This window comes from Paraburkholderia sp. SECH4 (assembly GCF_030511745.1).
Lineage (GTDB): Bacteria > Pseudomonadota > Gammaproteobacteria > Burkholderiales > Burkholderiaceae > Paraburkholderia > Paraburkholderia madseniana.
In genome coordinates this window covers 1-24,705 of the sequence record NZ_JALOCP010000017.1, presented here as the reverse complement: position 1 = coordinate 24,705, position 24,705 = coordinate 1, and the positions used below count along the sequence as shown (strand labels likewise).

General features: G+C 61.5%; 17 protein-coding genes and 1 pseudogene. 8 read left to right on the top strand and 10 right to left on the bottom strand.

Annotation, left to right across the window (positions count from 1 at the left end):
• Positions 1-90: 90 nt before the first annotated feature.
• Positions 91-1,332, top strand: coding sequence for an ammonium transporter (locus M0D67_RS22170; protein WP_216674285.1), 1,242 nt, complete (start codon positions 91-93; stop codon positions 1,330-1,332).
• A 173-nt stretch (positions 1,333-1,505) separates the two neighbouring features.
• Here M0D67_RS22170 and M0D67_RS22165 read toward each other — a convergent pair whose 3' ends face one another.
• Entirely contained in the window at positions 1,506-2,744 is a 1,239-nt protein-coding gene (locus M0D67_RS22165) for an MFS transporter (RefSeq protein WP_266239649.1), read from the bottom strand.
• Positions 2,745-2,938: 194 nt separating this feature from the next.
• Here M0D67_RS22165 and M0D67_RS22160 point away from each other — a divergent pair, with 194 nt between their 5' ends.
• A complete protein-coding gene (locus M0D67_RS22160; protein WP_266239648.1) occupies positions 2,939-5,599 on the top strand; it encodes a winged helix-turn-helix domain-containing protein in 2,661 nt (886 codons plus the stop codon).
• Positions 5,600-5,619: 20 nt separating this feature from the next.
• Here M0D67_RS22160 and M0D67_RS22155 read toward each other — a convergent pair whose 3' ends face one another.
• Positions 5,620-6,558 (bottom strand): LysR family transcriptional regulator, encoded by a 939-nt coding sequence (locus M0D67_RS22155; RefSeq protein ID WP_266239647.1) that lies wholly within the window; start codon positions 6,556-6,558, stop codon positions 5,620-5,622.
• A gap of 161 nt (positions 6,559-6,719) precedes the next feature.
• Between M0D67_RS22155 and M0D67_RS22150 the strand changes: the two genes are divergently transcribed.
• The 4 genes from M0D67_RS22150 (at position 6,720) to M0D67_RS22135 (ending at position 12,808) form a co-directional block, all read left to right on the top strand.
• Positions 6,720-7,928 (top strand): MFS transporter, encoded by a 1,209-nt coding sequence (locus M0D67_RS22150; protein WP_266239646.1) that lies wholly within the window; start codon positions 6,720-6,722, stop codon positions 7,926-7,928.
• Positions 7,929-8,225: 297 nt separating this feature from the next.
• Positions 8,226-9,128, top strand: coding sequence for a LysR family transcriptional regulator (locus M0D67_RS22145; RefSeq protein ID WP_266239645.1), 903 nt, complete (start codon positions 8,226-8,228; stop codon positions 9,126-9,128).
• A 106-nt stretch (positions 9,129-9,234) separates the two neighbouring features.
• The gene (locus M0D67_RS22140; protein WP_266239644.1) at positions 9,235-11,202 is read left to right on the top strand and encodes an aconitase family protein; all 1,968 of its coding nucleotides are present in this window, start codon (positions 9,235-9,237) and stop codon (positions 11,200-11,202) included.
• A gap of 136 nt (positions 11,203-11,338) precedes the next feature.
• Entirely contained in the window at positions 11,339-12,808 is a 1,470-nt protein-coding gene (locus M0D67_RS22135; protein WP_266239643.1) for an MFS transporter, read from the top strand.
• A gap of 123 nt (positions 12,809-12,931) precedes the next feature.
• Here the strand turns inward: M0D67_RS22135 and M0D67_RS22130 are convergent, their stop codons facing one another.
• The 6 genes from M0D67_RS22130 to M0D67_RS22105 all read right to left on the bottom strand — a co-directional run bounded on the left by M0D67_RS22130 (position 12,932) and on the right by M0D67_RS22105 (position 21,139).
• Positions 12,932-13,345, bottom strand: coding sequence for a RidA family protein (locus M0D67_RS22130; protein ID WP_266239642.1), 414 nt, complete (start codon positions 13,343-13,345; stop codon positions 12,932-12,934).
• A 79-nt stretch (positions 13,346-13,424) separates the two neighbouring features.
• Positions 13,425-15,833 (bottom strand): acetamidase/formamidase family protein, encoded by a 2,409-nt coding sequence (locus tag M0D67_RS22125; protein WP_266239641.1) that lies wholly within the window; start codon positions 15,831-15,833, stop codon positions 13,425-13,427.
• A 283-nt stretch (positions 15,834-16,116) separates the two neighbouring features.
• Positions 16,117-17,367 carry an acetamidase/formamidase family protein gene (locus M0D67_RS22120; RefSeq protein ID WP_171929281.1) on the bottom strand — a complete coding sequence of 417 codons (1,251 nt, stop codon included), beginning with the start codon at positions 17,365-17,367 and terminating at the stop codon, positions 16,117-16,119.
• A gap of 64 nt (positions 17,368-17,431) precedes the next feature.
• Positions 17,432-19,048: an amino acid ABC transporter permease/ATP-binding protein gene (locus tag M0D67_RS22115; protein ID WP_266239640.1), complete on the bottom strand. Its 1,617-nt coding sequence runs from the start codon at positions 19,046-19,048 to the stop codon at positions 17,432-17,434.
• A complete protein-coding gene (locus tag M0D67_RS22110) occupies positions 19,048-19,974 on the bottom strand; it encodes an ABC transporter substrate-binding protein (protein WP_266239639.1) in 927 nt (308 codons plus the stop codon). Before M0D67_RS22110 ends, M0D67_RS22115 begins: the two co-directional genes overlap by 1 nt.
• An 853-nt stretch (positions 19,975-20,827) precedes the next feature.
• Positions 20,828-21,139, bottom strand: a complete 312-nt coding sequence (locus tag M0D67_RS22105; protein ID WP_154566169.1) for a hypothetical protein — start codon at positions 21,137-21,139, stop codon at positions 20,828-20,830.
• 176 nt (positions 21,140-21,315) lie between these two features.
• Between M0D67_RS22105 and M0D67_RS22100 the strand changes: the two genes are divergently transcribed.
• Positions 21,316-21,450, top strand: coding sequence for an entericidin A/B family lipoprotein (locus M0D67_RS22100; protein WP_154566170.1), 135 nt, complete (start codon positions 21,316-21,318; stop codon positions 21,448-21,450).
• A gap of 91 nt (positions 21,451-21,541) precedes the next feature.
• Here the strand turns inward: M0D67_RS22100 and M0D67_RS22095 are convergent.
• Positions 21,542-21,757: pseudogene (locus tag M0D67_RS22095) on the bottom strand (transposase); the annotation flags it as partial.
• Between the two features lie 497 nt (positions 21,758-22,254).
• Here M0D67_RS22095 and M0D67_RS22090 point away from each other — a divergent pair.
• A complete protein-coding gene (locus M0D67_RS22090; RefSeq protein WP_154566171.1) occupies positions 22,255-23,427 on the top strand; it encodes a porin in 1,173 nt (390 codons plus the stop codon).
• Positions 23,428-23,692: 265 nt separating this feature from the next.
• Here the strand turns inward: M0D67_RS22090 and M0D67_RS22085 are convergent, their stop codons facing one another.
• Positions 23,693-24,448, bottom strand: a complete 756-nt coding sequence (locus M0D67_RS22085) for a hypothetical protein (RefSeq protein WP_266239638.1) — start codon at positions 24,446-24,448, stop codon at positions 23,693-23,695.
• Between the last annotated feature and the right edge of the window lie 257 nt (positions 24,449-24,705).

Here is a 24,705-nt window from a genome sequence, read left to right as displayed (position 1 = left end):
AAAGAAATTCCGCGCTGAAGGGCTCTTTTCGACGCCCGTGCCTCGCGCCGCCGGAGGCACACATCACGACGACCATCAAGGAGACAAGCTGTGCTTCCCGCAACCATGCCGATCAACGTTGGCAATACCGCTTTCATGCTGCTGTGCGCGAGCCTCGTCATGCTGATGACGCCGGGTCTCGCGTTTTTCTACGGCGGCCTAGTCGAACGCAAGAACGTGCTGGCGATCATGATGCAGAGCTTCATCTCGCTCGCGTGGACAACCGTGCTGTGGTTCGCGTTCGGCTACTCGATGTGCTTCGGCCCAAGCTGGCACGGCATCATTGGTGACCCGACCTACTATGCGTTCCTGCGCGGCATTACGCTGCAAACGATGTACACGGGCAATGACGCGGGCATTCCGCTGGTGGTCCACGTCGCCTATCAGATGATGTTTGCGATCATCACGCCGGCGCTGATCACAGGTGCGTTCACCAACCGCGTGACGTTCAAGGCGTACTTCCTGTTTCTGACCGGCTGGCTGGTGCTGGTGTATTTCCCGTTCGTGCACATGGTCTGGAGTCCGGATGGACTGTTCGCGAAGTGGGGTGTGCTCGATTACGCGGGCGGCATTGTGGTCCACAACACCGCCGGATTCGCCGCGCTAGCGTCGGTGTTGTATGTGGGACGCCGTCAGACCCTCACGCACAAGCCGCACAACGTGCCGTTGATCGCGCTCGGCACGGGTCTGCTGTGGTTCGGCTGGTATGGTTTTAACGCCGGCTCCGAGCTGCGCGTCGACGCCATCACGGCCTCGTCTTTCCTTAACACCGACGTCGCCGCTTCGTTCGCTGCCATTACGTGGCTGCTGATCGAATGGGCCAACGCACGGCAGCCGAAATTCATCGGCTTGCTGACCGGCTCGGTCGCCGGCCTTGCGACCATCACGCCCGCGGCCGGCTATGTGTCGTTGAGCACCGCCGCGATAATCGGCATTTCTGCCGGTGTGATCTGTTATTACGCTGTTGCGCTGAAAAACCGGCTTGGCCTCGACGACGCGCTCGACGTGTGGGGCGTGCATGGCGTGGGAGGTCTTGTCGGTACCGTTCTGCTCGGCGTGTTCGCGTCGAAAGCGTGGAATCCGAATGGCGCGGATGGCCTGCTGTTAGGTGGCGGCGCTTTCTTCGTCAAGCAATGCGTGGCGGTATGTGTGTCCGGCGTCTGGGCGTTCGTGTTCACGTGGGGCATGTTGTGGCTGATCAACCGCGTGACACCCGTTAAGGTCGGTGAAGCCGCCGCGCAGCACGGGCTCGATACCGAGTTGCATGGCGAAGTGGCTTATCTGGACGCGTAAGCAAAAGCACAAGGTGAGAAGAGAGCGGGACGCTTGCGTCCCGCTCTCTTTTCTACGTTCACATTGAGTCGAGTACGAAAGTTTCCTGATTCCTTCGAGCTGCTACGTCCGTCGGCCCTTACAGGGGGAGGCATCGATTCCATTCCCGGTTGCTTTCAGCCACTGTCGACGTTTCAACTCCTGGTGGTGCCATAAGCAGCCAGCCTCCCGGAGAAATGAAGAACAAACCCGAGCAATGCCAATGCGCCGCCGAATATGCACGCTGTGTGCCATCCACCTAGTCGCCAACTGAGACTTGCTCCCCAGGAACCCGCGGCACCGCCTACGAACATGCCGCTCATGAATAGCGTGTTGAGTCGGCTTCTTGCCTCCGGGCGAAGTGCGTACACCACATGTTGGTTGGAGATGAGAGCCGACTGCTCACCGAAGTCCAACAGGATGATGCCGACGATCAGGCCAACGAGGCTGCCCCAAAGGCCGAGAACCGCGTATGACAGCAGCATGATCAGACAACCAAGCCCGATAACTGCATGAGGTCCACGACGATCGGCGACACGGCCGGCAAGTGGGGCAATCAGAATACCGGCCGCACCAACGATCCCCATGAGGCCTGCGACATCAGCCCCCAAGCCGAAGGCTTCATGCAGACGCAATGCCAGAATCGTCCATAGCCCAATAAAGGAGCCGAACATCGCGGCTTGAATACACGTTGCACGGCGCAGTGACGGTTCTTCTCGCCACAACTCGATGAGTGACTTCATGAGACGAAAGTAGCTGTGACTTGTCTTGGGTTCACTGTGTGGGAGTTTGACTAGCAACATGACCCAGATAATGGCGGTCATCGCGGCCCCTAGCCAAAACGTGGCACGCCAGCCCCAATGATCGGCAGTAAATCCGCCGACGGCCCGTCCCAGCAGAATGCCGCAAAGCAGGCCGCTCATCACGGTACCGACGACCTGGCCACGGCGATTGGATCCGGCTAGTTCTGCCGCGAACGGTACGACTTGTTGGGCAACAGATCCTGAAATACCTACTACTGCTGAAGCGACTACCAGCAACCAGGCATTCGGGGCTGCAGCAAGGCATACCAACGCCACGACTAACACTGCCGTTTGCCCGAGAATCAATTTTCTCCGATCAATCCGGTCTCCCAGAGGTACCAGAAAAAACAGACCACAGGCGAAACCCAGTTGTGTCGCCGTCGGAACCAGATTGACGAGGCCAACCGATCGTGGGAAAGCCTGCTGCAATAGTTCCAGGATCGGCTGGTTGTAGTAAATATTAGCGACGAAGACACCGCAGGCAACCGCCATCACCATCAGCAATGAACTGTCCAGGTGATGTGTTAACCCGGGCTCTTCAGGGGCGGCGGACTGCGCCGGAGATTCGCTACCAACTGTATTGGGTGACATGTCCAGACTCACGACGTAGTACAGGGACCTTCATCGTGATGCAGCGCACACAAGAAGTCTTTGGCCTACAATTTCAGACGTCTGAAATCCCTGTTGATCCCCGAAATCTCGCCGTGTGACATTGACAAATGCCTACAGGTACAAAGACTCGCCATGAAAGGCCGTCGAAGGGCCCGGACTCCCGCGACGACGATATGGTTGCTTTCGGCAGCTACCAGTTGTTCCCACGTTTGCGGCTATTGTTAAGAGACGGTGTACGACTGGACGTAGGTGAGCGTGCGCTGGACGTGTTAGTCCAGCTTGTCAGTACGGCAGGCCAGGTCGTATCCAAAGATTCGCTTCTTTCCCGGATATGGTCGAAGGAGGTCATCGAGGAAAACAGCTTGCAGGCGCAGATCTCGTCGTTGCGAAAAATACTGGGGGATGATCGGGACCTTATCGCGACGGAATTCGGTCGAGGCTATCGTTTTACAGGTTCAGTGCAGGCGCATCGGGCTGTCACGTCGTCCATAGGCGCACCTCAACCACGAGTTGGCCTGCCGAGCCCACGGTCTCCTTTGATCGGCCGCGTTGAGGAGCTATTGGAATTGAACCGGCTGCTGGCTACCCAAACGCTATGTACGCTCACAGGCCCTGCCGGCATAGGTAAGACCCGCCTGGCGATAGAGGCCGCGTCAGAATCCCGTCCCTGGTTTCCCGACGGGGTTTACTTCGCCGACTTGTCGCAACTGAGCGCAGCCTCAGTATCGCCAGCTATTTCGAGCGCGTTGGCGGGGCTTGCTGGGACAAGCACACAACAGTTGGCGTCTCACCCGGGAAGGGCACTACTGGTCGTTGATAACTGCGAACACGTTACGTCGGCCTGTGCAGCGGCCCTCGAGCGGGTTCTGGAATCTGATCCGCAACTGAGCGTGCTGCTCACCAGCCAGACCCCATTGGGGCTGGACGGTGAGCAGGTCTACCGGCTCAGTCCCCTCGCGTTACCTCCGCGCACCATCAACGCAGCAAACGCAAGAAGCTATAGTGCGGTTGAACTGTTTGTCCGCCGTGTAACTTCCGCGGACTATCACTTCGAGCTTACGGAAACGAACGTAGAGCAGGTTACGACGTTATGCAGGGCGCTCGATGGGGTTCCACTGGCATTGGAAATCGCTGCAGCTCGCGTGCCATCGTTGGGTCTCGCAGCGGTCACCGAAGATTTAGCCCTTTCGTCCGGATTGCTTGCCGCTCAGAAACGCCAGACCCCAGGTCGCCATCGGACGCTTGGTGACGCGCTGCAGTGGAGTTACCAATTACTCGACTCCGTGGAACAAGCGGTGTTCCAGGAGCTGGCCATTTTCCCTGCCGATTTCACCGTCGCTGCCGCAGAACGTATCGTATCCACCAATCTGGAAAAGCCCACCCGACTGGTTGATGTGCTTTGCAGCCTCGTTGACAAGTCGCTGATCACGTTGCAGGCCGGAACCCAACCGATTCGCTATCGCTATCTAACCATGCTGCGGGCATACGCCCTGGAGCAGCTTGCGAACCGCACGGCGGCCATGACTGAAAAGCATGCTCGCTTCGTTGAGCAATTGACTTCTCAAGCCCAACGAGATTGGACGTCGCTACCCACGACGCAATGGAAGCGACAATACGAACACCACATTGACGATATCAGGGCCGCTCTTGACTGGTCATTGTCAGATAGTAAGCGCCGTGCCTCGGGTCTGCTCATTCTCGCGAACTCCGCCCCATTCTGGATACAACTATCACTCTACGACGAGTGTCGCCTGCGGATTACGAACGTACTGGAAGAAACGAAAATTCCTCCGGTTGAAGAGCGCCAGGAGATGATGATCCAGACCGCACTGGCCACTTCGCTGACCTGGTCACGTGGACCCGTTCCGGCTAATGGGCGGGCCTGGAGCAGGGCCAGCGATCTCGCGCTCCGGCTGGACGACGCGGAAACGCAACTGCAGGCTGAATACGGTCTATGGCTTTATCATCTCCGCAGCGGTTACTACGCACAGGCCCTCCAGCACGGGAAAAACATGGCAGATCTAGCCGCGAGTCATCGCGATCAAGCGGCACTTCTGACGGCACGTCGTTTGATTGGGACATCTCATCATTTTCTGGGAAATCACACTGAAGCTTTGTCTGAAATTGAGTGCATGCTCGACAGTTATACGCGCGACGAACGTCATGGCTCCCATTTCAGATTTGGAATGGACCAGCGCGTGGCAGGTTGGGCCTTTCTTTCGCGCATTCTGTGGGTAATGGGAAACCCGGCCAAAGCGCGACGGGCTGCCCAGATAGCGATTGACGAGGCGATGGCACTGGATCACGCCTGCACCCTATGCTGCGCCCTTGCGGAGGGAAGCTGTAACGTGGGCGCACTTTCGGGAGACGTAGAAGGCGTCAAGCGTGTGTCCCAGCAGCTTATCCAAGTGGCAGGAACTCACGGTCTGGACTTTTGGGGACTCTATGGTTCGGCTTTTTCACTTTGGGCGAAAGTATTCCAGGATCCGAACGCTGTCTCTTTCGTCGAGCTTCGATCGACACTGGAGACGCTGCAAGCCCGTGGATTTGATCCGGCTTATTCCGTTTTCTTATCCGACTTTGCGAGCGCAATGCTGGAACAGGGCCGTATGCGAGAAGCAGCCAGCCTCATTAATGCCCGGCTGGCCGGCGACGCTACTGGACAGTTTTGGAACGCCCCTGAACTGATGAGAGTCAAGTCTCGGACGCTCTCGGAGAAGAGGTCATCTCGGCGAGCGCCACGGGCGTTGATTTTGCAGCAAGCGTTGACGCTGGCGCGCGCTCAGGGCGCCAAGGCGTGGGAGCTAAGACTCACGAACGAACATGTCGCATAGGCGCCCGGCGTAATGCGGTATCACCCGTTTGCCGCGCCGAGCGCTTCGCCGAAGCGGGACATGCCCGCGAGCGGGCCCGTTTCCGTCGATTCGACCAGGTAGTCTAGGAAGGCCCGCACAGAGGGTGACGTGCGTCGCGCGCGTTCGAAGAGCACATTCACAGGTGCAGGCATAGTCTCGTAGTCCTGCAGGATACGCCGCAGCCGGCCGCACTCGATGTCGGCTGCCACTTGCCACGACGGGGCGCGCACGATGCCCGCACCGTCGATCGCCGCGGCCGCGAGCACGTCGAGCGCGTTGGCCCAGAGGCGACCTGTAATGCGGGCGGAATGACGGGTGCCTGCGGACTTGAAGCGCCAATCGACGGGGCCGGGCTGATCGGAGAAAACGAGGCAGTCGTGCCGGCGCAGCTCGTCAGGCGAGCAAGGCGCGCCGCGGCGTTCGATATAAGACGGCGCGGCGCAAACGACCATGCGCACGTCACCGAGCTTGCGTGCCACGAGCGCTGAATCGGGCAGGCAGCCCACATGAATCGCGAGGTGGATGTCCTCCTCGACGAGATTCACGGCGCGGTCGATCAACAGCAGTTCGACCGAAACCGCGGTGTGGCGCGCAAGGAAGCACGGCAAGAGCGGCGCGATGACGGTTCGGCCGAGCAGCGTGGGCACAGCGATGCGCAAACGGCCCGCCGGCTCGCTCTGGCCCGCGCTGAGTAACGTGCCCACTTCGTCCAGCTCCGCGAGGATCGACTTCGCGCGCTCAAAAAATAGACGCCCCTCGTTCGTCAGCGCAATGTGCCGTGTCGTGCGCCGCAGCAGTTGCATGCCGAATTGCTTTTCGAGCGCCGACAAGTGGCGGCTCACCGAAGTGAGCGACATCGGAATCGCACGTGCAGCGGCAGACAGACTGCCGGTTTCCACCACTCGGACAAACACGTTCATCGCGTCGAATCGGTCCATTGGTCACCTTTCCTCGAAGCGGAAGAGTCATTATCGCTTTATGACCGTACTCCCGAATCGGGGAATAGTCTACATTCCCCTTTGAGCAAACCGCAAAAGCCCGCGCGCCACGCCTGGAGCGCGTGAGCTCTTCGAACATTTCCGGCAAAGGATGGACGCAGATGAAACAGTCGATCTACTGGGTCATGGCACTCGCAGCCGGGCTCGTCGTCGCCAACAACTATTACAACCAGCCGCTGCTCGTCGATTTCGCGCATACGTTCAGGGTTGCTGAAGGGCAGGCCGGCGTGGTTTCCATCGCCGCGCAGGCTGGTTATGCGCTCGGCCTGCTCCTGTTCATTCCGCTGGGCGACAAGGTCGAGCTTCGCAAGCTCTTCGCGTTCACGTTGGCGGCGTCCGTCGTTGCCCTCGTTGCGATGGCGGCGGCGCCCACGCTGCCTTGGGCTGTGGCGGCGAGCTTTGCCGCGGGCATGGCAAGTGTGGCACCGCAACTGCTCACGCCTCTTGCGGCGCAGATTGCAGGACCCCAAGGCCGCGGCAAGGCCGTCGGAATCGTGATGTTGGGCCTGCTTTGCGGCATCCTCGTCTCTCGCACGGTATCGGGCGTGATCGCTGCGTATTTCGGATGGCGCGCTGTCTACGCCTTCGCGGCAGTCGCAATGGTGGCCGTTGCCGTCATGCTTGCGCGCGTGCTTCCGCGCGTCGAGCCGACCTTCTCGGGCAGCTACGGTGCGTTGATGCGTTCGCTGCTTGCGCTGCTGCGCGAGGAGCCCGTGGTACGGCAGACCGCTTCGATCGCGGCGTTGCAATTCGCCGCATTCAGCGCCTTCTGGACGACGCTCGCGTTTCACCTGCACGGCCTCAACGCCAGTTACGGCAGCGAGACAGCCGGATTGTTCGGGCTTGTCGGTGTCGCCGGCGCGAGCGCGTCCTATGCCGTTGGAAAGCTGACCGATAGGCACGATCCGCGTCGTGTCATTTTCGTGGCCAGCATCGTGTTCATCGCCTCGTATATGCTGCTTGCCTGGAAAGGCGCGAGCATCGGCGGGCTAATCGTCGGCGTGGTCCTGCTCGACCTAGGCTTGCAAAGCTCGCATGTCTCGAACATGGCGCGCAATCTGGCAGTTCGGAGCACCGCGATGAGTCGCGCCAACACGCTCTATATGACGATCCGCTTTGCGGGCGGGGCGCTCGGCGCGACGCTTGGCAACTATGCATGGAGCGTGTGGCATTGGCCGGGCGTGTGCGGTGTCGGGCTCGTTTTTGCCAGCGCCTCAATGCTGCTGCAGATCATTCCCGCGTCCGGTCCGCGGCCGTTTGCGGCGGAACGCGAGAGAAGCGCCGACCATAAGGTGCATGAAGCGCGATAGGCGATCTAGCGTTCGAATCAAACTGATCGCACTGCCTTAGGCGTATGGATGGACTGCTCGCTGATCACGACGATGGCAGGAGCAATGCCGAAGTAGGTAACAACGTTCATTGATGCTCATAGCAAACCTCACCTATTGTTCGAAGCAGCCGCTTCAGGGGCGAGACACGCCGACGGGTAGGATAGAGGCAAATCGGGCGTTAAAAAGGCGGCGACTTTGCTCGCGGAGCGGTCACCGCTTTATTCAAATGTAGAAAAAGGCAATGCCTTTGCACTCTCAAATGTAAAACGCAGCACCATGGAAAACCTCCTCAAAAAGCTCGACCTCACCTCGCTGCGCCTGTTCGTCGCCGTCTGCCAGGAGCAGAACATCGCGCGCGCGGCTGAGCGTGAGTTCATCGCCTCGTCCGCGGTGAGCCGGCGCATTGCTGAAATCGAGGCGCTGATCGGCTTGCCGGTGATTCAGCGCCAGTCGCGCGGCATTACGGTAACGCCGGTCGGCGAGACCGTGCTGCGCTATGCGCAGGCGATCATCGGCAACATCGAACAGATGAGCGCCGAGTTGTCGCGCTTCTCCTCGGGGGCGAAGGGGCGGGTGCGGGTGGTGGCGAATCTCTCGTCGATCGTGCAGTTTTTGCCGGAGGACGTGGCGGCTTTCGGGCGCGCGTTCCCGGAGGTGTCGATCGAACTGGAGGAAGAGAACAGCGCCGACGTGCTGCGTATCGTCGACGAACACGGCGCCGACTTTGGCATCTGCAATCCGGTGGCGGGCAGTGAAGCTTTCGAGCAGGTGCCGTATCGGGAAGACCGATTGGCGGTGCTGGTGCCGGGCGGCCATCGTCTGGCCTCCGCTTCGCGCGTGGCCTTCGACGAGTTGCTCGACGACAGCTTCGTCGGCCTGCGCAGTGAGAGTGCGCTGACCAAACTTCTCGCACAGCAGGCGGCCAGCGCTGGGCGGCAGATCGACGTCAAGATCCGCGTCAGCAGTCTCGACGCACTGTGCCGGATGGTCCATGCCGGTCTCGGCATCGCAATCGTGCCCGAGCAGGTGGGACTGCTCTATGTGAATGCGCTCGACGTGCGCCTGCTGTCCTTGAGCGACGCCTGGGCGGTGCGGCATCTCATCATGATCTTCAAGTCGCGAGATCAGTTAAGCGCCAGCGCGGCGGCACTGGTGGGGTTCCTCGGCAGCAAGCCCTAGCCCGCAGGGCGCCTCGCACCATTCTCCAAACGAGACGTCTGTGTTGCTGGACCGGCACTTCGGCATTGCCTGCGCGCGCCGTATAGTGGGCGCAAGGAGAATGCTCATGAGCGATACGATTCGTCTGGACGGCCGCGTGCTGTACCTGTCACAGGACCCCGCGGTGATCGAGGCGCAACTTGCCGGTGAAAATTTCACGCGCGCCACCGCCGGTGCGCTGCGCGATAACGTCTCCACCGACGAAATCACACCGGTCACCGTCATGCTCACCTATGACGAACGCCTCGGCCAGTATCCGTACGTCGGCTTCAAGGCCGGCGAGCGCATGCCGATCGGCCGCCATGCGGTCAAGAACGGTGGCTTCCAGGTGACGGTGGCGGGCAAGCGCTACGGCAAGGGGTCGTCGCGCGAATCGAGCCCGTTGGCAGAGTTGTCGGCGGGCATTCGCCTGATCGTCGCGGAGAGTTTCGAGCGTATCTATCAGCAGAACTGCGACAACATCGGCATTCTCACGACCACCGATTTCTCCGTGCTCGATCGTCTGATCGCGGGAGAGACGGTGCCGATCGACGAGTTTCTCAAAGGCCGCGACGCGCTCACGCAGCAGATCATTCGCAGCGGTGGCTTGCTTGCGTACAGCAAGTTCGCGAACTGGCCGGCGCCGCGTGTGCGGGAAATGGCAAACCCGGCAAACGCGGCAAGCACCGCAACCGCCCCTGAGCCGAAGACGCTGGTCGAGAAGATCATCGAACGCCATCTTCATCCCGGCATTGAAAGCGCGCAGCGCGGCGACGGCGTGTTCATCGCCGCCGACTGGCGCTTCAGCCACGACTACTTCACCGGCATGTGCGCGCATCTGATGCATCGCGCGTTCGGCAAGCCCGCGCCGCTGCATGCGCCGGATCACATCATCGCGTTCCAGGATCACCTGGTGCTCGCTTCGCAAAGCATTCCGCACGTGCGCGACGGATTGCTGCCGGGCGTTGCCAATCTGATGGAAGGGCACACGTCGTTCTCGCGCGACTATCCGGTGCGCTCGCACGGCGCGCTCGACAACTCGCCGGGTTCGGAAGGCATCTGTCATGCGTTGATGGCCGAGCAGTACGCATTGCCAGGACAGGTTGCATGCGGCACCGACTCGCATACGCCGCATTCCGGCGCGCTCGGCTGCCTTGCATTCGGTGCGGGCGCAACGGAAATCGCCAATAGCTGGGTGACGGGCTACGTGCGTTGCAAGGTGCCCGAGACCTTGCGCATTGAAATCGACGGCACGTTGCGCGACGGCGTCACTGCGAAGGACCTCGTGCTGCACCTCTTGCAGATGGACGTGATCCGCTCGGGCGGCGCGATCGGCCTCGTGTTCGAGTATGGCGGCGCCGCGGTGCGCGCGATGTCGATCGACGAACGCGCCACGCTCACCAACATGGTCGCGGAACTGGGCGGCTTCACGGGCATCGTGGAACCGGACGAACGCACCGTGGCGTTCCTGAAGGAGCGTCGCGGCGTCGATTTCGCCCTTGAAAACTGGATGAAAAGCGATGCGGGCGCCACGTATCGCGACACGATCCGCATCGACGCCACCGCCATCGAACCGATGCTCGCGCGTCCGGGCGATCCGGGCAATGGCGTGCCGGCGCCGCAACTGAAGCAGGACGTCGCAATCGATATCGCGTATGGCGGCTCGTGTACGGCGGGCAAGCGCGAAGACTTCGACTTCTATCACGAGGTATTGCGCTGGGGCGTGGAGCAGGGCATGCATGTGCCCGAGGGCACGCGTCTCTTCCTGCAATTCGGCACCATGGCCGTGCGCGCCTACTGCGAGAACCAGGGCTATTTGCCGGTTTTCGAGCGCGCGGGCGTGACGCTCGTGATGCCGGGCTGCGGTTCGTGCGCGAACTGCGGACCAGGCCAGTCGGCCGATGCGAGCGAGGTGACGATCAGCGCGATCAACCGCAATTTCCCTGGCCGCTCGGGGCCGGGCAACGTGTGGCTCGCGAGCCCGTACACCGTTGCGGCGAGCGCGCTGGCCGGAAAAATCACCACCTTCGAACAATTGAAGCACGCGCGCCGCTAGAATGCTGGCCGGACCTTGCGGCCCGGCATCGTGGTGCGCGTGACATACGAAAGTACCCAAGGCCGGCACAAGACCGGTCGCGGCGAGCATCATCGTGCATCGCCTGAATGACCCGCATCACCAGGAGACAAACAATATGGCATCCCCCGATCACGCCGGGTCCGTCGCGCGCAGCGCCGGCGGCGCGGCGTCTTCCGCAAGCGCGACTGCCGCGGCGTCCGCTGCATCCACCACGCTCGACGCCGGTAGCATCTCCGCGCGCCTCGACCGACTGCCCGCCACGCGCTCTGTGTGGAAACTGGTGGTGCTGCTGAGCCTCGGCTTCTTCTTCGAACTCTACGACCTGCTGTACTCGGGCTACGTCGCGCCTGGCCTCGTCAAAAGCGGCCTGCTGACCGCGACGACGCACGGCCTGTTCGGCTCGACCGGCGTCGCGAGTTTCATCGCCGCACTGTTCAGCGGGCTGTTCATCGGCACGATCGCATGCGGCTTTCTGGCGGATCGCTTCGGCCGCCGCGCCGTGTTCACGTATTCGCTGCTGTGGTACACGGCGGCCAACGTCGTAATGGCGTTTCAGGAAACGGCGACGGGTTTGAACTTCTGGCGCTTCGTGGCGGGCGTCGGTATCGGCGTCGAACTCGTGACGATCGGCACATATATCTCGGAGCTGGTGCCCAAGCAGATTCGTGGCCGCGCTTTCGCATGCGAGCAGGCCGTTGGTTTTACGGCCGTCCCGGTGGTGGCTTTTCTCTCTTATCTATTGGTGCCGCGCACGCTGTTCGGCCTCGACGGCTGGCGCTGGGTGGTGCTGATCGGCGCACACGGTGCGCTGTTTGTCTGGTGGATCCGGCGCGCGTTGCCGGAAAGCCCGCGTTGGCTTGCGCAACAAGGGCGTCTCGCCGAAGCCGATCGCGTGATGAGCGAACTCGAAGCGAAAGTACGCAGCGAATACGGCCGTGAACTGCCGCCGCCGGCGCCGCCCGCGCCGGTCGCGCCGCGCGGCAGCTTCCGCGATATGTGGGTGCCGCCGTACCGCAGCCGCACGCTGATGATGACGATCTTCAATATCTTCCAGACTGTCGGTTTTTACGGCTTTGCGAACTGGGTGCCGACGCTGCTGATCAAGCAGGGCATTACGATCACCACGAGCCTGATGTACTCGAGCGTGATCGCGTTGGCCGCGCCTATCGGTCCGGTGATCGGACTTTTCATCGGAGACCGCTTCGAGCGCAAGACGGTGATCGTGGTAATGGCGGCGGTGAATATCGTGTGCGGTTTGTGGTTCAGCCAGGCGTCTGGTGCGGTGTTGCTGGTGAGCCTTGGTGTGTGTCTGACGCTCGCGGGCAACATCATTTCGTACAGCTACCATGCGTATCAGACCGAGCTTTTTCCGACAAGTATCCGCGCGCGGGCGGTGGGTTTCGTCTATTCGTGGAGCCGCTTCTCGGCGATTTTCACGGCCTTTCTGATCGCTGCCGTGTTGAAGCACTTCGGGACGACTGGTGTGTTTGTGTTCATCGCCGGGGCAATGCTGATTGTGATGCTGGTGATCGGCTTGATGGGGCCGCGGACGAAGGGGCTCGAGCTGGAGAAGATTTCCAGGTAGTCGGGCGTGGGGCACGAATGAGTGCTCCCGACTCATCCAGACGGCCCAGGCAAGAAGAACGGCCGACCCGCTGCTGACAGTCATGAATCCGGCACCGGAATGGTCAACATCCGCCCACCGATATCAAGCGGCTGCTGAAGTCTGCCTGTGTGCAATAAAGTCAATTTCGACGAGCGCGTCACGCGCCAATCCAGTCACGCCGATGCAAGTCCGCGCCGGCAATTTCGCAGGCGGGAAATAGGCAGCATAGACCGCGTTCATCGCCGCGTAATCGCGTTTGAACTCGGTCAGAAAGATCCGCGCGGAGACGACATCTTCGAGCCCAAGCCCGATCCCCTTTAACACGAGAACCAGATTGTCCATCACCCGGGTTGTCTGTGCGGCAACACCTTCGGGAAGCGGGGCGTTGTCATCGTCAGGCGATGTCGGCATCTGGCCAGTGAGAAACACCCAGCCGTGCTGCTCGGTGGCATGAGAAAAGGGACCGACTGGCGTAGGCGCATCCTCAACCATCCAGAATCTCGTCGATAAATCCATCTACCGTAACTCCATGAACAAAGAAAAGCGTCGTACGCGTACGACGCCTGGCAGCGCCATAGCGAACGTCACACAATAATTAATCCGCGAACAAGGCCTTGCGGATAATCGCGTGCATCCCCCAGTTGCCGTCGACAACCTGTGTCACGCCGAAGTCGACCGCAACCGACATCAACGAGATTGCTTCATCTTCGGTGAGACCCTTGGTCGTCATCAGAAAGCGGCGTGTCTTGATGAACGCGTCACGCATCGCCAGGTCTAGCGTCGACTTCTCGTAGACCTTGCTCTGCGCGTGCGTGCCGAATTCAGTCAGATAGTTTGCATGGCTGAAGCCGTGCAGCACCCACTCTTCGGGGGTTTCGACGAGCGGATACGTGAGGTCCGCATACGGTTGACCGGCAAGAGTCGCTCTCTTGTGCAACACCAGTTGGAAGTCGCCGGTCAGCGAGCATTCGATGGCGGTCCCACACAGCTCCGAATCGCCCTGCGACGCGTGCGGATCCCCGACTGACAGCAACGCGCCGGGAACGCCAATCGGCAGATAGACGCTTGCGCCCTGCGCGACGCGCCAGTTGTCCAAGTTGCCGCCGAACGCGGACGGCGGGATCGAATCGATGAGGCCGTCCTGTTGCGGCGCGACCGCGATCAGGCCGAAATGCGGGCGCACGGGAATCTTGACACCCTTCAGGATCCCGTGATTCTCCTCGACCGTCGAATGGTCGACGGGCACGCCCGGATAATCGATCGTTGGATGCACCACACCGAACGGATCGCGCTGCGGCGTCCAGCGGTAGTTGTAGACCGCACGTGCATATGGCGGACCGTCGTGCGGCTGCGGCTCGGCGTCGAGTTCATAAATCGTGACAACTTCGCGCGGTTTAGGCTCGGTCAACAGCTCGCGGTAATGGAAGCCCCACCACGCGGCCGCATTGCTGCCGAACGCGCGCCCGCTGAATTGCGGATTCGCGCAGCGCCGCGGATGTACATCGAGAATCCTGACTTCCAATACGTCGCCCGGTTCGGCGCCGCGCACCGCGATCGGACCAGTGCAGATATGCACCCCGAACCCTTCGCCGGCGCCGCGTCCGTAGATCGATGCATCGATCGGTCCGGCACCGCGCCGGTTCACGTTCTTGCGCTCTGCGGTCCAGTGGAACACGCTTTCGGCGCCTGGGTCACCGGCAACCATGCGCGCCCAGTCGTCCGATGCATGCTGCGTCAGCGTCTCTATCGTCACGGTATCGCCGCTGTCGACTTCGAGCACCGGCTTCAGGTCGTGCGAAAAATAGCCCCAGTGCACCGTGTTTGCCGTCGCACGCAACAGGTGGTGGCGCGGCTTGCCCGGCCGGCGGGCGACGCCCCTTGTGGACTCGGTCCGCGTCTCGACGGTGGGGCTGGCCACGACCGTACCCGCATCGTCGAGCGTTGCTTCCCGCGGCCGCGCTTGCGCGCTGGCCTGCGCCGCGGCTTGCGCATGGAGCAGCAGCGCTTCCGTGTTGAACGGCAGTCCGCGCGAAATGCGCTGCACCAGATGCCGGGCCAGATCCAGGCTCGCTTCGTTACGGAAGGCACGCGGCGAGGTGTGATACTGGTCGCGAAACGCACGGCTGAAATGCGCGGGATCGTTGAAACCCCAACGGAAGCAGATATCCGAGATCGACATCTTTTCGTGTAGCGGATCGACTAGTTCGGCCCTGCAACGTTCGAGGCGGCGCAGCCGCAAATAGGTGGAGAAGCTCTGGCCAGCGGTTTCGAACAGCTTTTGCAGGTAGCGCTGCGAGACGCGCTCTTCTGTGGCGAGAAGCGCGAGACTGATTTTCGGGTCGCTGAGCCGCTCATCGATACTGCGGCAAACGCGCGAGAAGATGGCCGCCTGCGACGATGTCAGCCCGCTGATCGGCGTTTCGCGCTGATGCACTGCGAGAATCGCTACCAGGAACTCAATCAGCGCGAGTTCAAGCGGACGCAACTCGTTGGCCGACAACGTGTCCACGCTTTCCGCCAGCGACGCCAGAAAACCGGAAAACACATGTCCGATGCCGGCATCTCCGGCGATCCGCCCGGCACACATCGACGACGGCGCAAGCAGCCGCCCTCTGATCGCCGCACGCGGTATACGCACGACAAAGGCGCGGAAATCCGTGGCGAAAACCAGCGAGCAACCCTCGCGTGACGGCAGATAGACGAGGTCGTTCAACGTCAGGGGCTGGCGTCGGCCGTCGGCGAGCAGCGTCGCCACGCCGTCAAGGTGCAGCATGATCAGCACGCTGTCGCCGCCGGCAGCATTCGGCTCGAGCGTCTGCGCAACGGACGCCAGCAGGCTCAGATCGAAGCCCCCGACCGACCGCTGCGTCTGGATCGTCCCGTGCAACGCTCGTGCCGGAGGTATCGCGCCGCTACGCCATCCCATCCTGTCGAGCGCTTCCCGCCAGGCGCGCAGCCGTTCGACTTCCGGATAGGATTCGGTAGTAAAGCGCAGCAGATCCAAGTGGACTCCAGGGCCGATGCCTGCGGCGCGAGCGCGTCGCAGGGCGCCCGCTACCCTTGGATGGATTCGGGGAGCCGGACGGGTCATCGCAGAAGAGCAATATTCGCGCCATCGCACGTCGACTGCATCGATGATGCCCGGCCGGCCCTGAGCGGCAGCGCGCGCGAGGCCGCCACAGTCGTGCGCGAGACCGCACCAGCAGCGCGCATATGCACCGTACCGATGCATCCGGCACGCCAGCCCTTGTGGGCTCCGCATCGCCTCGCGGCCCACACGGGAACGCTCAGTCCCCCGCGCCGTCGACGAAGACATTCTTGCGAATCGAGCCATGTACGCCCCAGTTGCCGTCGACGACTTGCGTGACGCCGAAATCCGCGGCGACCGACATCAGCGCGATGGCCTCGTCCTCGCTCAGCCTGTGTACGGTCATCAGGAAGCGGCGCAGCTTGCGAAACGCGTCGCGCATCGCCTTGTCGAGGCTGGAGTGCTGCGCCACCTCGATCTGTCCGGCCGGGCCGAGTGCCGCCAGGTAGTTCGGGAAGGTGAAGCCGTACACCGACCATTGGTCGTCGGTTTCCAGCATCGGGTGCGTGAGGCCTTCGAGGATCGTGCCGCCCAGGTCGTTCTTTTTGTGCAGCACGAATTCGAAGTCCCCCGTCAACGAGGTCTCGATCGCGGTACCGCCGAGCTCGCTGTCGCCCTGAGCCGCATGCGGATCGCCGACCGAAAAGAATGCGCCTTCGACGGCGACCGGGTAATACATCCGCGCCCCCTTGCCGACACGCCAGTCGTCGATATTGCCGCCGGTGTAGCTGGGTGGATTGGAGCTGACGTAGTCGGCCTCCGTCGGCGCCAGCCCCATCGTGCCGAAATGCAGCCTGGCCGGCACCTTCACGTTCGACAGGATGTTCTCTCGCTTGCGAACCAGCGAATGATCGACCTTCACGCCCGGATAATCGATCATCGCATGAACGACGCCGTCCGGATCGGTCTGCGGCGTCCACACGTAGTTGTAGACCGCACGTGCGAACGGCTCGCCGGAGGTATCGAGCTCGAAGATCGTCACGACTTCACGCGGCTTCGGCTCCTCGATCAGATCGCGATAGTGGAAGCCCCAGGATGCGGCGACGTTCGAACCGAAACAACGGCCGCGATAACACGCATTGCAGCTCGGCCTCGGCCGTACGTCGAGAATCCGCACTTCGAGCACGTCGCCGGGCTCGGCCCCTTCAATCGCGACCGGCCCGGTCAGCAGATGCACGCCGACACCTTCGCCCGAACCTAGCGTAAAGGGTCCGTCGGTTGGCCCCGCGCCGCGGCGCGGCATGGCCTTGTGCTCCCGGGTCCAGTGAAAGATGCTTTCGGCGCCGGGGTCGCCCGCGACCATGCGTTCGTGATCGTCGTTTGCATGGTGTGTCAGCGTCTCGATCGTGATCCGGTCGCCGGAGCGCACCGTCAACGCCGGCTCGACTTTTTTGCTGAAGTAACCCCAGTGAACCGTTTCGGGCGACACGGGGAGAGTATGGTGCTTCATGTTTGTTCGAACCTCGTAAGGCGCCGGGCGCAAAGGGCCGGGCGATGCTGAATGGCGCGTGCCGTCACGACGCGACTTTGAGTCGGTCGTCGGCGCCCATCACGCTCAAGAATCGCGCCGTCAAAGGATGGCGTGGGTGTGTGAGCACTTCGTGCGCAGGCCCCTGTTCGACCACCGCGCCGCCGCTCATGAACACGACGCGATCCGCGACCTGATCGGCGAAGCGTAACTGGTGCGTTGAGATGATCATCGTCAGACCGCCTTCGTTCACGAGCCGCTGGATTACGTCGAGTACTTCGCCGACGAGTTCGGGGTCGAGCGCGGACGTCGGTTCGTCGAGCAGCAGCACGCGAGGATTGGGCGCAAGCGCGCGGGCGATCGCGACGCGCTGCTGTTGGCCACCGGACAGATGGCGCGGCAACGCATCGGCGCGATGACTGAGGCCGACGCGTTCGAGCAGTTCGCGCGCGCGGCGCTCGGCATCGGCGGGCGCCATGCCGTGCACCCAGCGCAACGGCCCCGCGATGTTCTCGCACGCCGTCAGATGACTGAACAGGTTGAAATGCTGGAACACCATGCCGACACCGGCACTCGCACGCTCGTTGGCGATATCGCCCTGGGTCATCTGCTGACCATCGACCCGAAAACCGAGGCGCTTGCCGGCGATGCGGATTTCCCCCGAATCCCACTGCTCCAGGTGATTGATACAGCGCAGCAGCGTGCTTTTGCCCGATCCGCTTGGCCCGAGCAGCGCAATAACCTCGCCGAAGCGGACTGTGAGGTCGAAACCGTCGAGTACCGTCTGCCCGCCGTAACGCTTGCGCAGACCCTTCACCTGCACGGTCGCGCTCTGCTTTTGGAGCGCCGTGTAGCGCTGCGCGCGCTCTGCGTGAAGGTCATCCGCGTTGGGCATGGGCGACGGCGTCGGTCCGAACGGCGCATCGACGGGTAACGTCGGGGCCGCGCCGGTCGAGTTCGCCGCAATCCCGGCGCGGCGCCACGGCAGCAGCCGTGCGAAGCGCCCGGACGGGCTACGATCGAGATCGAGCGCGGTTTCGGCGAACAACTGGATCGCGGCGATCACGCCTGTCAGCACGAGATACATCAGCCCGGACGCGAAGAAGATCGAAAAGAAATCGAACGTCGACGACGCGAGCTGGGTGCTGCGCAAGGTCAGTTCGTCGACCGCGATCACGGAGGCCAGGGACGAGTTTTTCAACGCGCTGACCGACTCGTTCCCGAGCGCCGGGATCATCGTGCGGATGGCCTGCGGCGCGATCACACGGCGCAGCAGCACGGTCGGCGTCATGCCGAGCGCCTGCCCCGCGAGCAGTTGCCCGCGGTCGATGCCGAGCACGCCAGCGCGCAGGATCTCCGCGATGAACGGCCCCTCGTTCGCCGCGAGCGCGAGACCCGCTGCGCCCATCGCGCTCAACTTCAGCCCGATGTGCGGCAGCGCGTCGTACGCGAACACGAGTTGCAGAATCAGCGGCGTGCCGCGAAAAATCACTGTGTAGCCGCGCGCGATCGCGGCGAGCGGCCCCACCTTGCTCAGTTGCATGCTCGCGAGCACCAGTCCCACGATCAGACCGCCCGCGAGCCCGAGGGCCGTGACTGCGATCGTAAAACCGATGCCGCTCAGCAGATACGGCAGACCGAGATAGTGCAGAAACAGATTCATCAGTTCGAGGCAATCAGCTTGGGGGTTTCGAGGTTTTCAACACCGAGCGACCACTTCTTCAGCAAGTCAGTCTGGATGCCGGCCTTCTGGATCGCGACAAGCGCTGCCATCACGGCTGCGCGCATTGCCGGATTAGTTTTCGGAACGCCGATACCGATCGAATACGGCAGTGTCACTGCACTAGCCTTTTCGAGTTGGTTCGGATACGCCTTGACCGCCTGGTCCACCGTGTTCACATCGTTGATGTACGTGTCCGCGCGGCCCGAGAGAATCGCCTGGATCGCGTTCGCGTTGTTGTCATACAGCTGCACGGCCGCTTCCGACTTGTTCGCCGCCTTGCAGGCCGGCGCAAGATTCTGGATCAGCGGCACTTCAACGTAGCCGGTGTTCTCTGCGGCAGTCGTGCCGCACATTGTCGGGTTGATGCCGCTGATCTTCTTCGGATTTCCCTTCGCGACGAGCACGCCGTCGAACACTTTCGAATAGGTGATGAAGTCCGCCGCCTTCGCGCGCTCCTCGGTCGCATAGATGTCGGAGATTACGATGTCGGCCTGGCCGCTTTGCAGCGTGGTCAGCAGCGCCGCGAACGAGACAGGCTTGTACGCCATCTTGAAGCCAAGACAGTTGCCGATCGCTTCGCCGAGGTCGATGTCGAAGCCGATGTATTTACTCGGGTCGTTCGGGTCCAGCGCTTCATAGCCCGGCGTGTGTGGGTTGATCGCGTTGATTAGCGTCTTGCCCTTGAATTGCGGGTATTTCGCCTGCAGCGCCGCGCATTCGGCAGGCGCCGGCGCGGCAGCCTGTGCGTGACTCGAGATCAGCAGCGCCAGCAGACTGACGGCGCCAAGAACCAGCTCGCGCCAGCGGCGGGCAAGACCGCCTGCGCGCAGCACTCCATGCCCGTGATCGACAAGATTGATATACATCCCGGAACTCCCTGAGCGGCAGATGGCAATGGCCCACACCATGTACGCCTTGTTGCATCGCACCAGCGCAAGGGTAGATAGACGAAATTCCGCATACTTGTTCCAGCGCGCACAAATGTTTGCACAGAGGCGAAGGAGGTTGGCATACAGCGAACCGCAATCGAGCGTCACACGAAAGATCGATCAGTAGATCTTCCGCGCGACCGAAACGCCATTTCGCCGCCGACGCTCCGGAGGAGGCGACAACACTGACTATCCAGGACTTCGAGGGGGGCGTGCGAGCCGGCGCCGAGTTCGTCAAGCGTCCGGCGCTGCGATGGATGAGAACACGCAATCGGTGCAGCGCGTGACCAACGTCATGGACGAAACCGCCGCAGCGTCCTTCGAGCAGGGCAAGGGCAGCTAACTGAGCAGAACGGACCTTCGAAAGTCCGGCCGAGATAGGCAGTCGAGTCGCTCTCAGATTTCACTGGTGCGTAGCTACTACCTGTCGAGAGACCTCTGACCTCCGCACACACGAACCCTTCCGTTAAACCGAGGGCGCGGCGGAAAGTCAGTTGTCGTCTGATCGGACTGGCGGGCGCTCATGCGGTACCGGCTCGTCTTTATCTGCGTCCCGTGCAGATGACTCGGCCTGCGGCGCCGCGGCAGGAAGCGGCTTGTCTCGCGGCGAAGGTGGCTCGGCGGATTTTGTGGCGGGGTCTGACGGCATCGCGTTCTCCCGGTGACTGGGAAAAATCCCCACCACTACACTAGCACTGAACATCCACGGTGGCTTGCGCGCGGAACTGCTTGAGCGCGGGCCGCGCATGGGTGGCGGATGCTACGATGGCTGGAAATTGCCGCAGAGGTCTCAATGCAAAGCCCCGCTCTGTTCCACGTGCTTCTCGACCACCTCGAAGCGAACGGCACCCAGCCTATCGATATTCAGCGGTTTGTCGATCGGTGGCACCGACTTCGATCGCACGAAGCGTTTCCATGCCCAGTCTGCTACCTCGCCGGCGAGGAGCAGCCGCTCGCAGCATTGCCGGCGCAAGGTAACTTCGAGCCATTCAAATGCCCAGGTTGTCGGACGCGGTTCGACGTACCAATCGACGGGTAACGCCACGTTTTCCGAAATGAAGGGAACAGGGCAAAACGCCGGTTTCCACGAGCGCATCGGCATGAGACCAAGATCGTGCTACTCCCGTAAAACGCATAATCAAAGGGAACCCCTAGCAGACTTAACGAACTTCACCGGATGCCGCGTCAAGCGATGCCAACAGGCGAAACAGGCAGCGCCGACGGCAAAATCGTCTAAAATTAATCTGGTCCGATCCTGATTTGAACAAGGGGAAGATAATGATTCGATTGATTGCATGGATGCTGATTGCTGGTACCGTAGTTCTCGGCGGCTGCAACACGATGGCGGGCGCAGGCCAGGACATTTCGAAGGGAGGCCAGGCGATCAAGAATGAGGCACAGGAATCCAAGTAAGGGAACCAGCTGAGCGAGTGCGCCAACGAAGTCAAGACCCGAAGTCAGGAGCCGAACTCAACAAACTCATTCGCTCCCAATCATCGCAGCAGACGAAGCGGCGACATACGTTGCGGATGCCGGTGCCGTTGTCACAGCGGAAGTCAGCTATGGTCTTGAAGTCCGGCGCAAGACGGCCGGTGAGCCACATCAATTCAACATTGCGTTGGCATTCGCGTTCCAGGCGGCGGCTCGACTGAACCCGGTTCAGATAGCCGTAGATGTAGATCTTCAGCAGCACGGCCGGATGCTTCTCCGAATGTCCCAACCTCGCAAAAAGAGCGGCCGCTCACCATCCCGACTACGCACGGTCAGCGAAGCCTGAACGACCATTTGTCTAACGTTTAGCTCTATCTCGACGAACGGTCGTGCCAGCGAACAGCCGAGGCATCTGTACCTCGGTTTGTCAAAACGTACCGGCAACATGTCGAGGCCAGATCGAGGTGTCGGCGTGCGTGTCGTTGTGTCAAAGCCAGATACAGATGGGCGCTGTCAGATGTCATGTCAGTGGTGGGATGCCGGCTAACCTGATGCCGTCGCTTCAATACAACGGCGATGCGTCCCGGATGCGTCCCGGATGGGATGAAAAACAGCACCGCGCCTTTTCTGGCAGGGATTTCGCCAGAATTATTTCGGATTTATGACGAATTATCTCAGCAAAACGTAACGGTGAAATCCAGCCCGGAAATGACATCATGAGGCTACCTGCCTCTTATACTCGCGCCGCTGTTTTCCGCCTGAATCGCAATCCGCTGGAGTTAATTCATGAAAAAGATCCCCGTAGCTCTCGCCGTATCCGCTGCACTCGCCGCATCGGCCGCCCATGCACAGAGTTCGGTCACCCTGTACGGCCTGATCGATGCCGGCCTGATGTATACCAACAACGTCAAGACCTCCGCCACTTCGCACGGCGGCCTGTTTCAGGCAACCAGCGGCACCATTAACGGCAGCCGGTTCGGTCTGCGTGGCGCCGAAGACCTCGGTGGCGGCCTGAAGGCCATTTTCGTGCTGGAAAACGGCTTCAACGTGCAGAACGGTAAGCTCGGCCAGAACAGCCGGATGTTTGGTCGTCAGGCGTTTGTCGGCCTGAGCAGCAGCGATTTCGGTACGGTGACGCTGGGCCGCCAGTATGACTCACTGGTGGACTTCGTGGCACCGCTGTCCGGTACGGCCGGCACGTTCGGCGACACGGGCTTCGCGCACCCGTTTGACAACGACAACCTGAACCACACGCTGCGGATGAGCAACGCGGTTAAGTACACGAGCAGCAATTATGCAGGCCTGAAGTTCGGCGGCCTCTACGCGTTCTCCAACAACACTGACTTCACGCTGAACCGTGCTTACAGCGCGGGCGCAAGCTACGAGTTTGGCCCGTTCAAGATGGCCGCCGGCTACCTGCAGATCAACGGCAACGGCGCTGCCCCCCAAGTGAACACCAGCGGCGCAGTTGACCTCGGCGAAGCGCCTGCCCAGACGGCTGGCTTCCGGTTCGGGGCGAACGTTCAGCGCACGATCGGCGCGGGTCTGAACTACACCTTCGGCCCGGCAGTGGTCGGCTTCGTGTATACGAACAGCTTTTATCAGGGCACGCAATCGTTCAACCTCAACAACGGTTCGCAGCGCTTCAACAACTATGAACTGAACGCCAAGTACACGCTGACACCGGCGATTACGCTGGGCATCACTGACACGTACACCGATGCCCATCTGTCAGGCGCGTTTAATGCGACCGGTACGCAGTACGGCAAGGATCCGAAGTGGAATCAGGTCAACTTGCAAGCTGTCTACGCGTTTTCCAAGCGCACGGATGTTTACGCCGAAGCCATGTATCAGCACGCAATCGGCCAAAACGTTGTCGCCTTCATTAATACGTCGGGTGGTGCGTCGTCGACGGCAAACCAGGTGGTCGGCACGGTCGGGTTGCGCACGCGCTTCTAAGGAAGCCTGAAGCGGAACTGGTTTAGCCCTGTCTCAGGGCGCAGCAGCAGTGTGCGCCGGCAAAGGCACCCGCCGGCGCAAATTCATCTGGGCACGACCGCTACAGCTTGCTTGAAGACGTCGCGTCCAGATGTGTCGGGACTCTCGTCGCTGGTCCAGACGAAATGGCGGTCACGGCGCAGTGAATGCGGAGCGAGAGTCCAACGACGATGGATCGTTCCTGGCCGACCTCTGCCTGATGACGCCAGCCTCAAACTGCCTCAGTTCACATCATGCCGCCGGGGGCGCTCCCTGTTCCGCCAGTGCCGGATGAAGGTGTGGACGTCGTTGTGAGCGGATGGGCGAGACCCGCCGCGGACAGCAGCGAGACGGCAGCCGGATCGGGCATGCCATTGACGTCGATGGCGCCTGCTGTCGCCAGCGCGCCGAGATCGCTGTCCACCCCTGCTTGCCCGACGACAAACGGCGTCGTCAGAAACGCCGGTGCCGTCAGCGTGACCGCATATCGCTGCTGCAGATTCGCGACAACTGCCGTTTGCGCAGCCAGTACATCGGTCTGATTTTCCAGCACCCGCTGGAACTGTGAATTGTTCTGGAAGTTCGCAATCAGACTGGTCTCGTTTGTGCCAAGTTGCGAAGCGAGATAGACGAGCATCAGTTCGGTCTCAGGCGTCGTATTGAAAGTGCCGCCGGCAAATGCCAGCGAATGCAGGGTCGTGCCGCCGGCGGTCACGGTGAGGATGCAGGGAAGCGTGGCGTTGAGGGTCGTGCTGTAGTGTCCACCGCCGTCTGACAGGGTGGAGCCCGAACCCGACGCGCAACTGAGGCTAACCGTCGCGCTGGCGAGCGCCTTGCCGATGGCTGCCGTGCCGGATACGGCGACGTTCGGCGTCCCGTTTCCGCCGCTACAGCCGTCGAAGCCGAAGCAGGCGCTTCCGCCGCACGCGGCGAGTGTGGCGAGCGAGGCCACGCAAAGTGCAGCCAGCACCGGGCGAACAAAAGGCGCATCGTGAGTGTTCATGGCCGCCTGCCGTTGACAGAAGAGGATAGGGCGAGCCGCCCCACACAAAGGGACTGGCGCTATTTATAATTTTAGGCCCTGTACGCGGAAGTCGTTTATCGCATCAGTCTCATTCACGCCGTTATCACCCATTGCAGTCATCCGAGATCCGTCGTTTCAGCATTCAGCGAATGTCAACTTCCGAGCGAGACGTGGGACAGGAGTCGTTTAGGGTTGTTCGATGCCTGCCATCGTCCACAGGAATGTGAGCGTGCCAC

Bases quoted from the DNA above. Each gene is read 5' to 3' on its own strand.
- M0D67_RS22135 (WP_266239643.1), top strand. From the start codon at position 11,339: ATGGCATCCCCCGATCACGCCGGGTCCGTCGCGCGCAGCGCCGGCGGC.
- M0D67_RS22155 (WP_266239647.1), bottom strand. From the start codon at position 6,558: ATGGACCGATTCGACGCGATGAACGTGTTTGTCCGAGTGGTGGAAACC.
- M0D67_RS22105 (WP_154566169.1), bottom strand. From the start codon at position 21,139: ATGCCGATGCGCTCGTGGAAACCGGCGTTTTGCCCTGTTCCCTTCATT.
- M0D67_RS22145 (WP_266239645.1), top strand. From the start codon at position 8,226: ATGGAAAACCTCCTCAAAAAGCTCGACCTCACCTCGCTGCGCCTGTTC.
- M0D67_RS22085 (WP_266239638.1), bottom strand. From the start codon at position 24,448: ATGAACACTCACGATGCGCCTTTTGTTCGCCCGGTGCTGGCTGCACTT.
- M0D67_RS22110 (WP_266239639.1), bottom strand. From the start codon at position 19,974: ATGTATATCAATCTTGTCGATCACGGGCATGGAGTGCTGCGCGCAGGC.
- M0D67_RS22115 (WP_266239640.1), bottom strand. From the start codon at position 19,048: ATGAATCTGTTTCTGCACTATCTCGGTCTGCCGTATCTGCTGAGCGGC.
- M0D67_RS22160 (WP_266239648.1), top strand. From the start codon at position 2,939: ATGGTTGCTTTCGGCAGCTACCAGTTGTTCCCACGTTTGCGGCTATTG.
- M0D67_RS22140 (WP_266239644.1), top strand. From the start codon at position 9,235: ATGAGCGATACGATTCGTCTGGACGGCCGCGTGCTGTACCTGTCACAG.
- M0D67_RS22165 (WP_266239649.1), bottom strand. From the start codon at position 2,744: ATGTCACCCAATACAGTTGGTAGCGAATCTCCGGCGCAGTCCGCCGCC.
- M0D67_RS22130 (WP_266239642.1), bottom strand. From the start codon at position 13,345: ATGGATTTATCGACGAGATTCTGGATGGTTGAGGATGCGCCTACGCCA.
- M0D67_RS22090 (WP_154566171.1), top strand. From the start codon at position 22,255: ATGAAAAAGATCCCCGTAGCTCTCGCCGTATCCGCTGCACTCGCCGCA.
- M0D67_RS22150 (WP_266239646.1), top strand. From the start codon at position 6,720: ATGAAACAGTCGATCTACTGGGTCATGGCACTCGCAGCCGGGCTCGTC.
- M0D67_RS22120 (WP_171929281.1), bottom strand. From the start codon at position 17,367: ATGAAGCACCATACTCTCCCCGTGTCGCCCGAAACGGTTCACTGGGGT.
- M0D67_RS22100 (WP_154566170.1), top strand. From the start codon at position 21,316: ATGATTCGATTGATTGCATGGATGCTGATTGCTGGTACCGTAGTTCTC.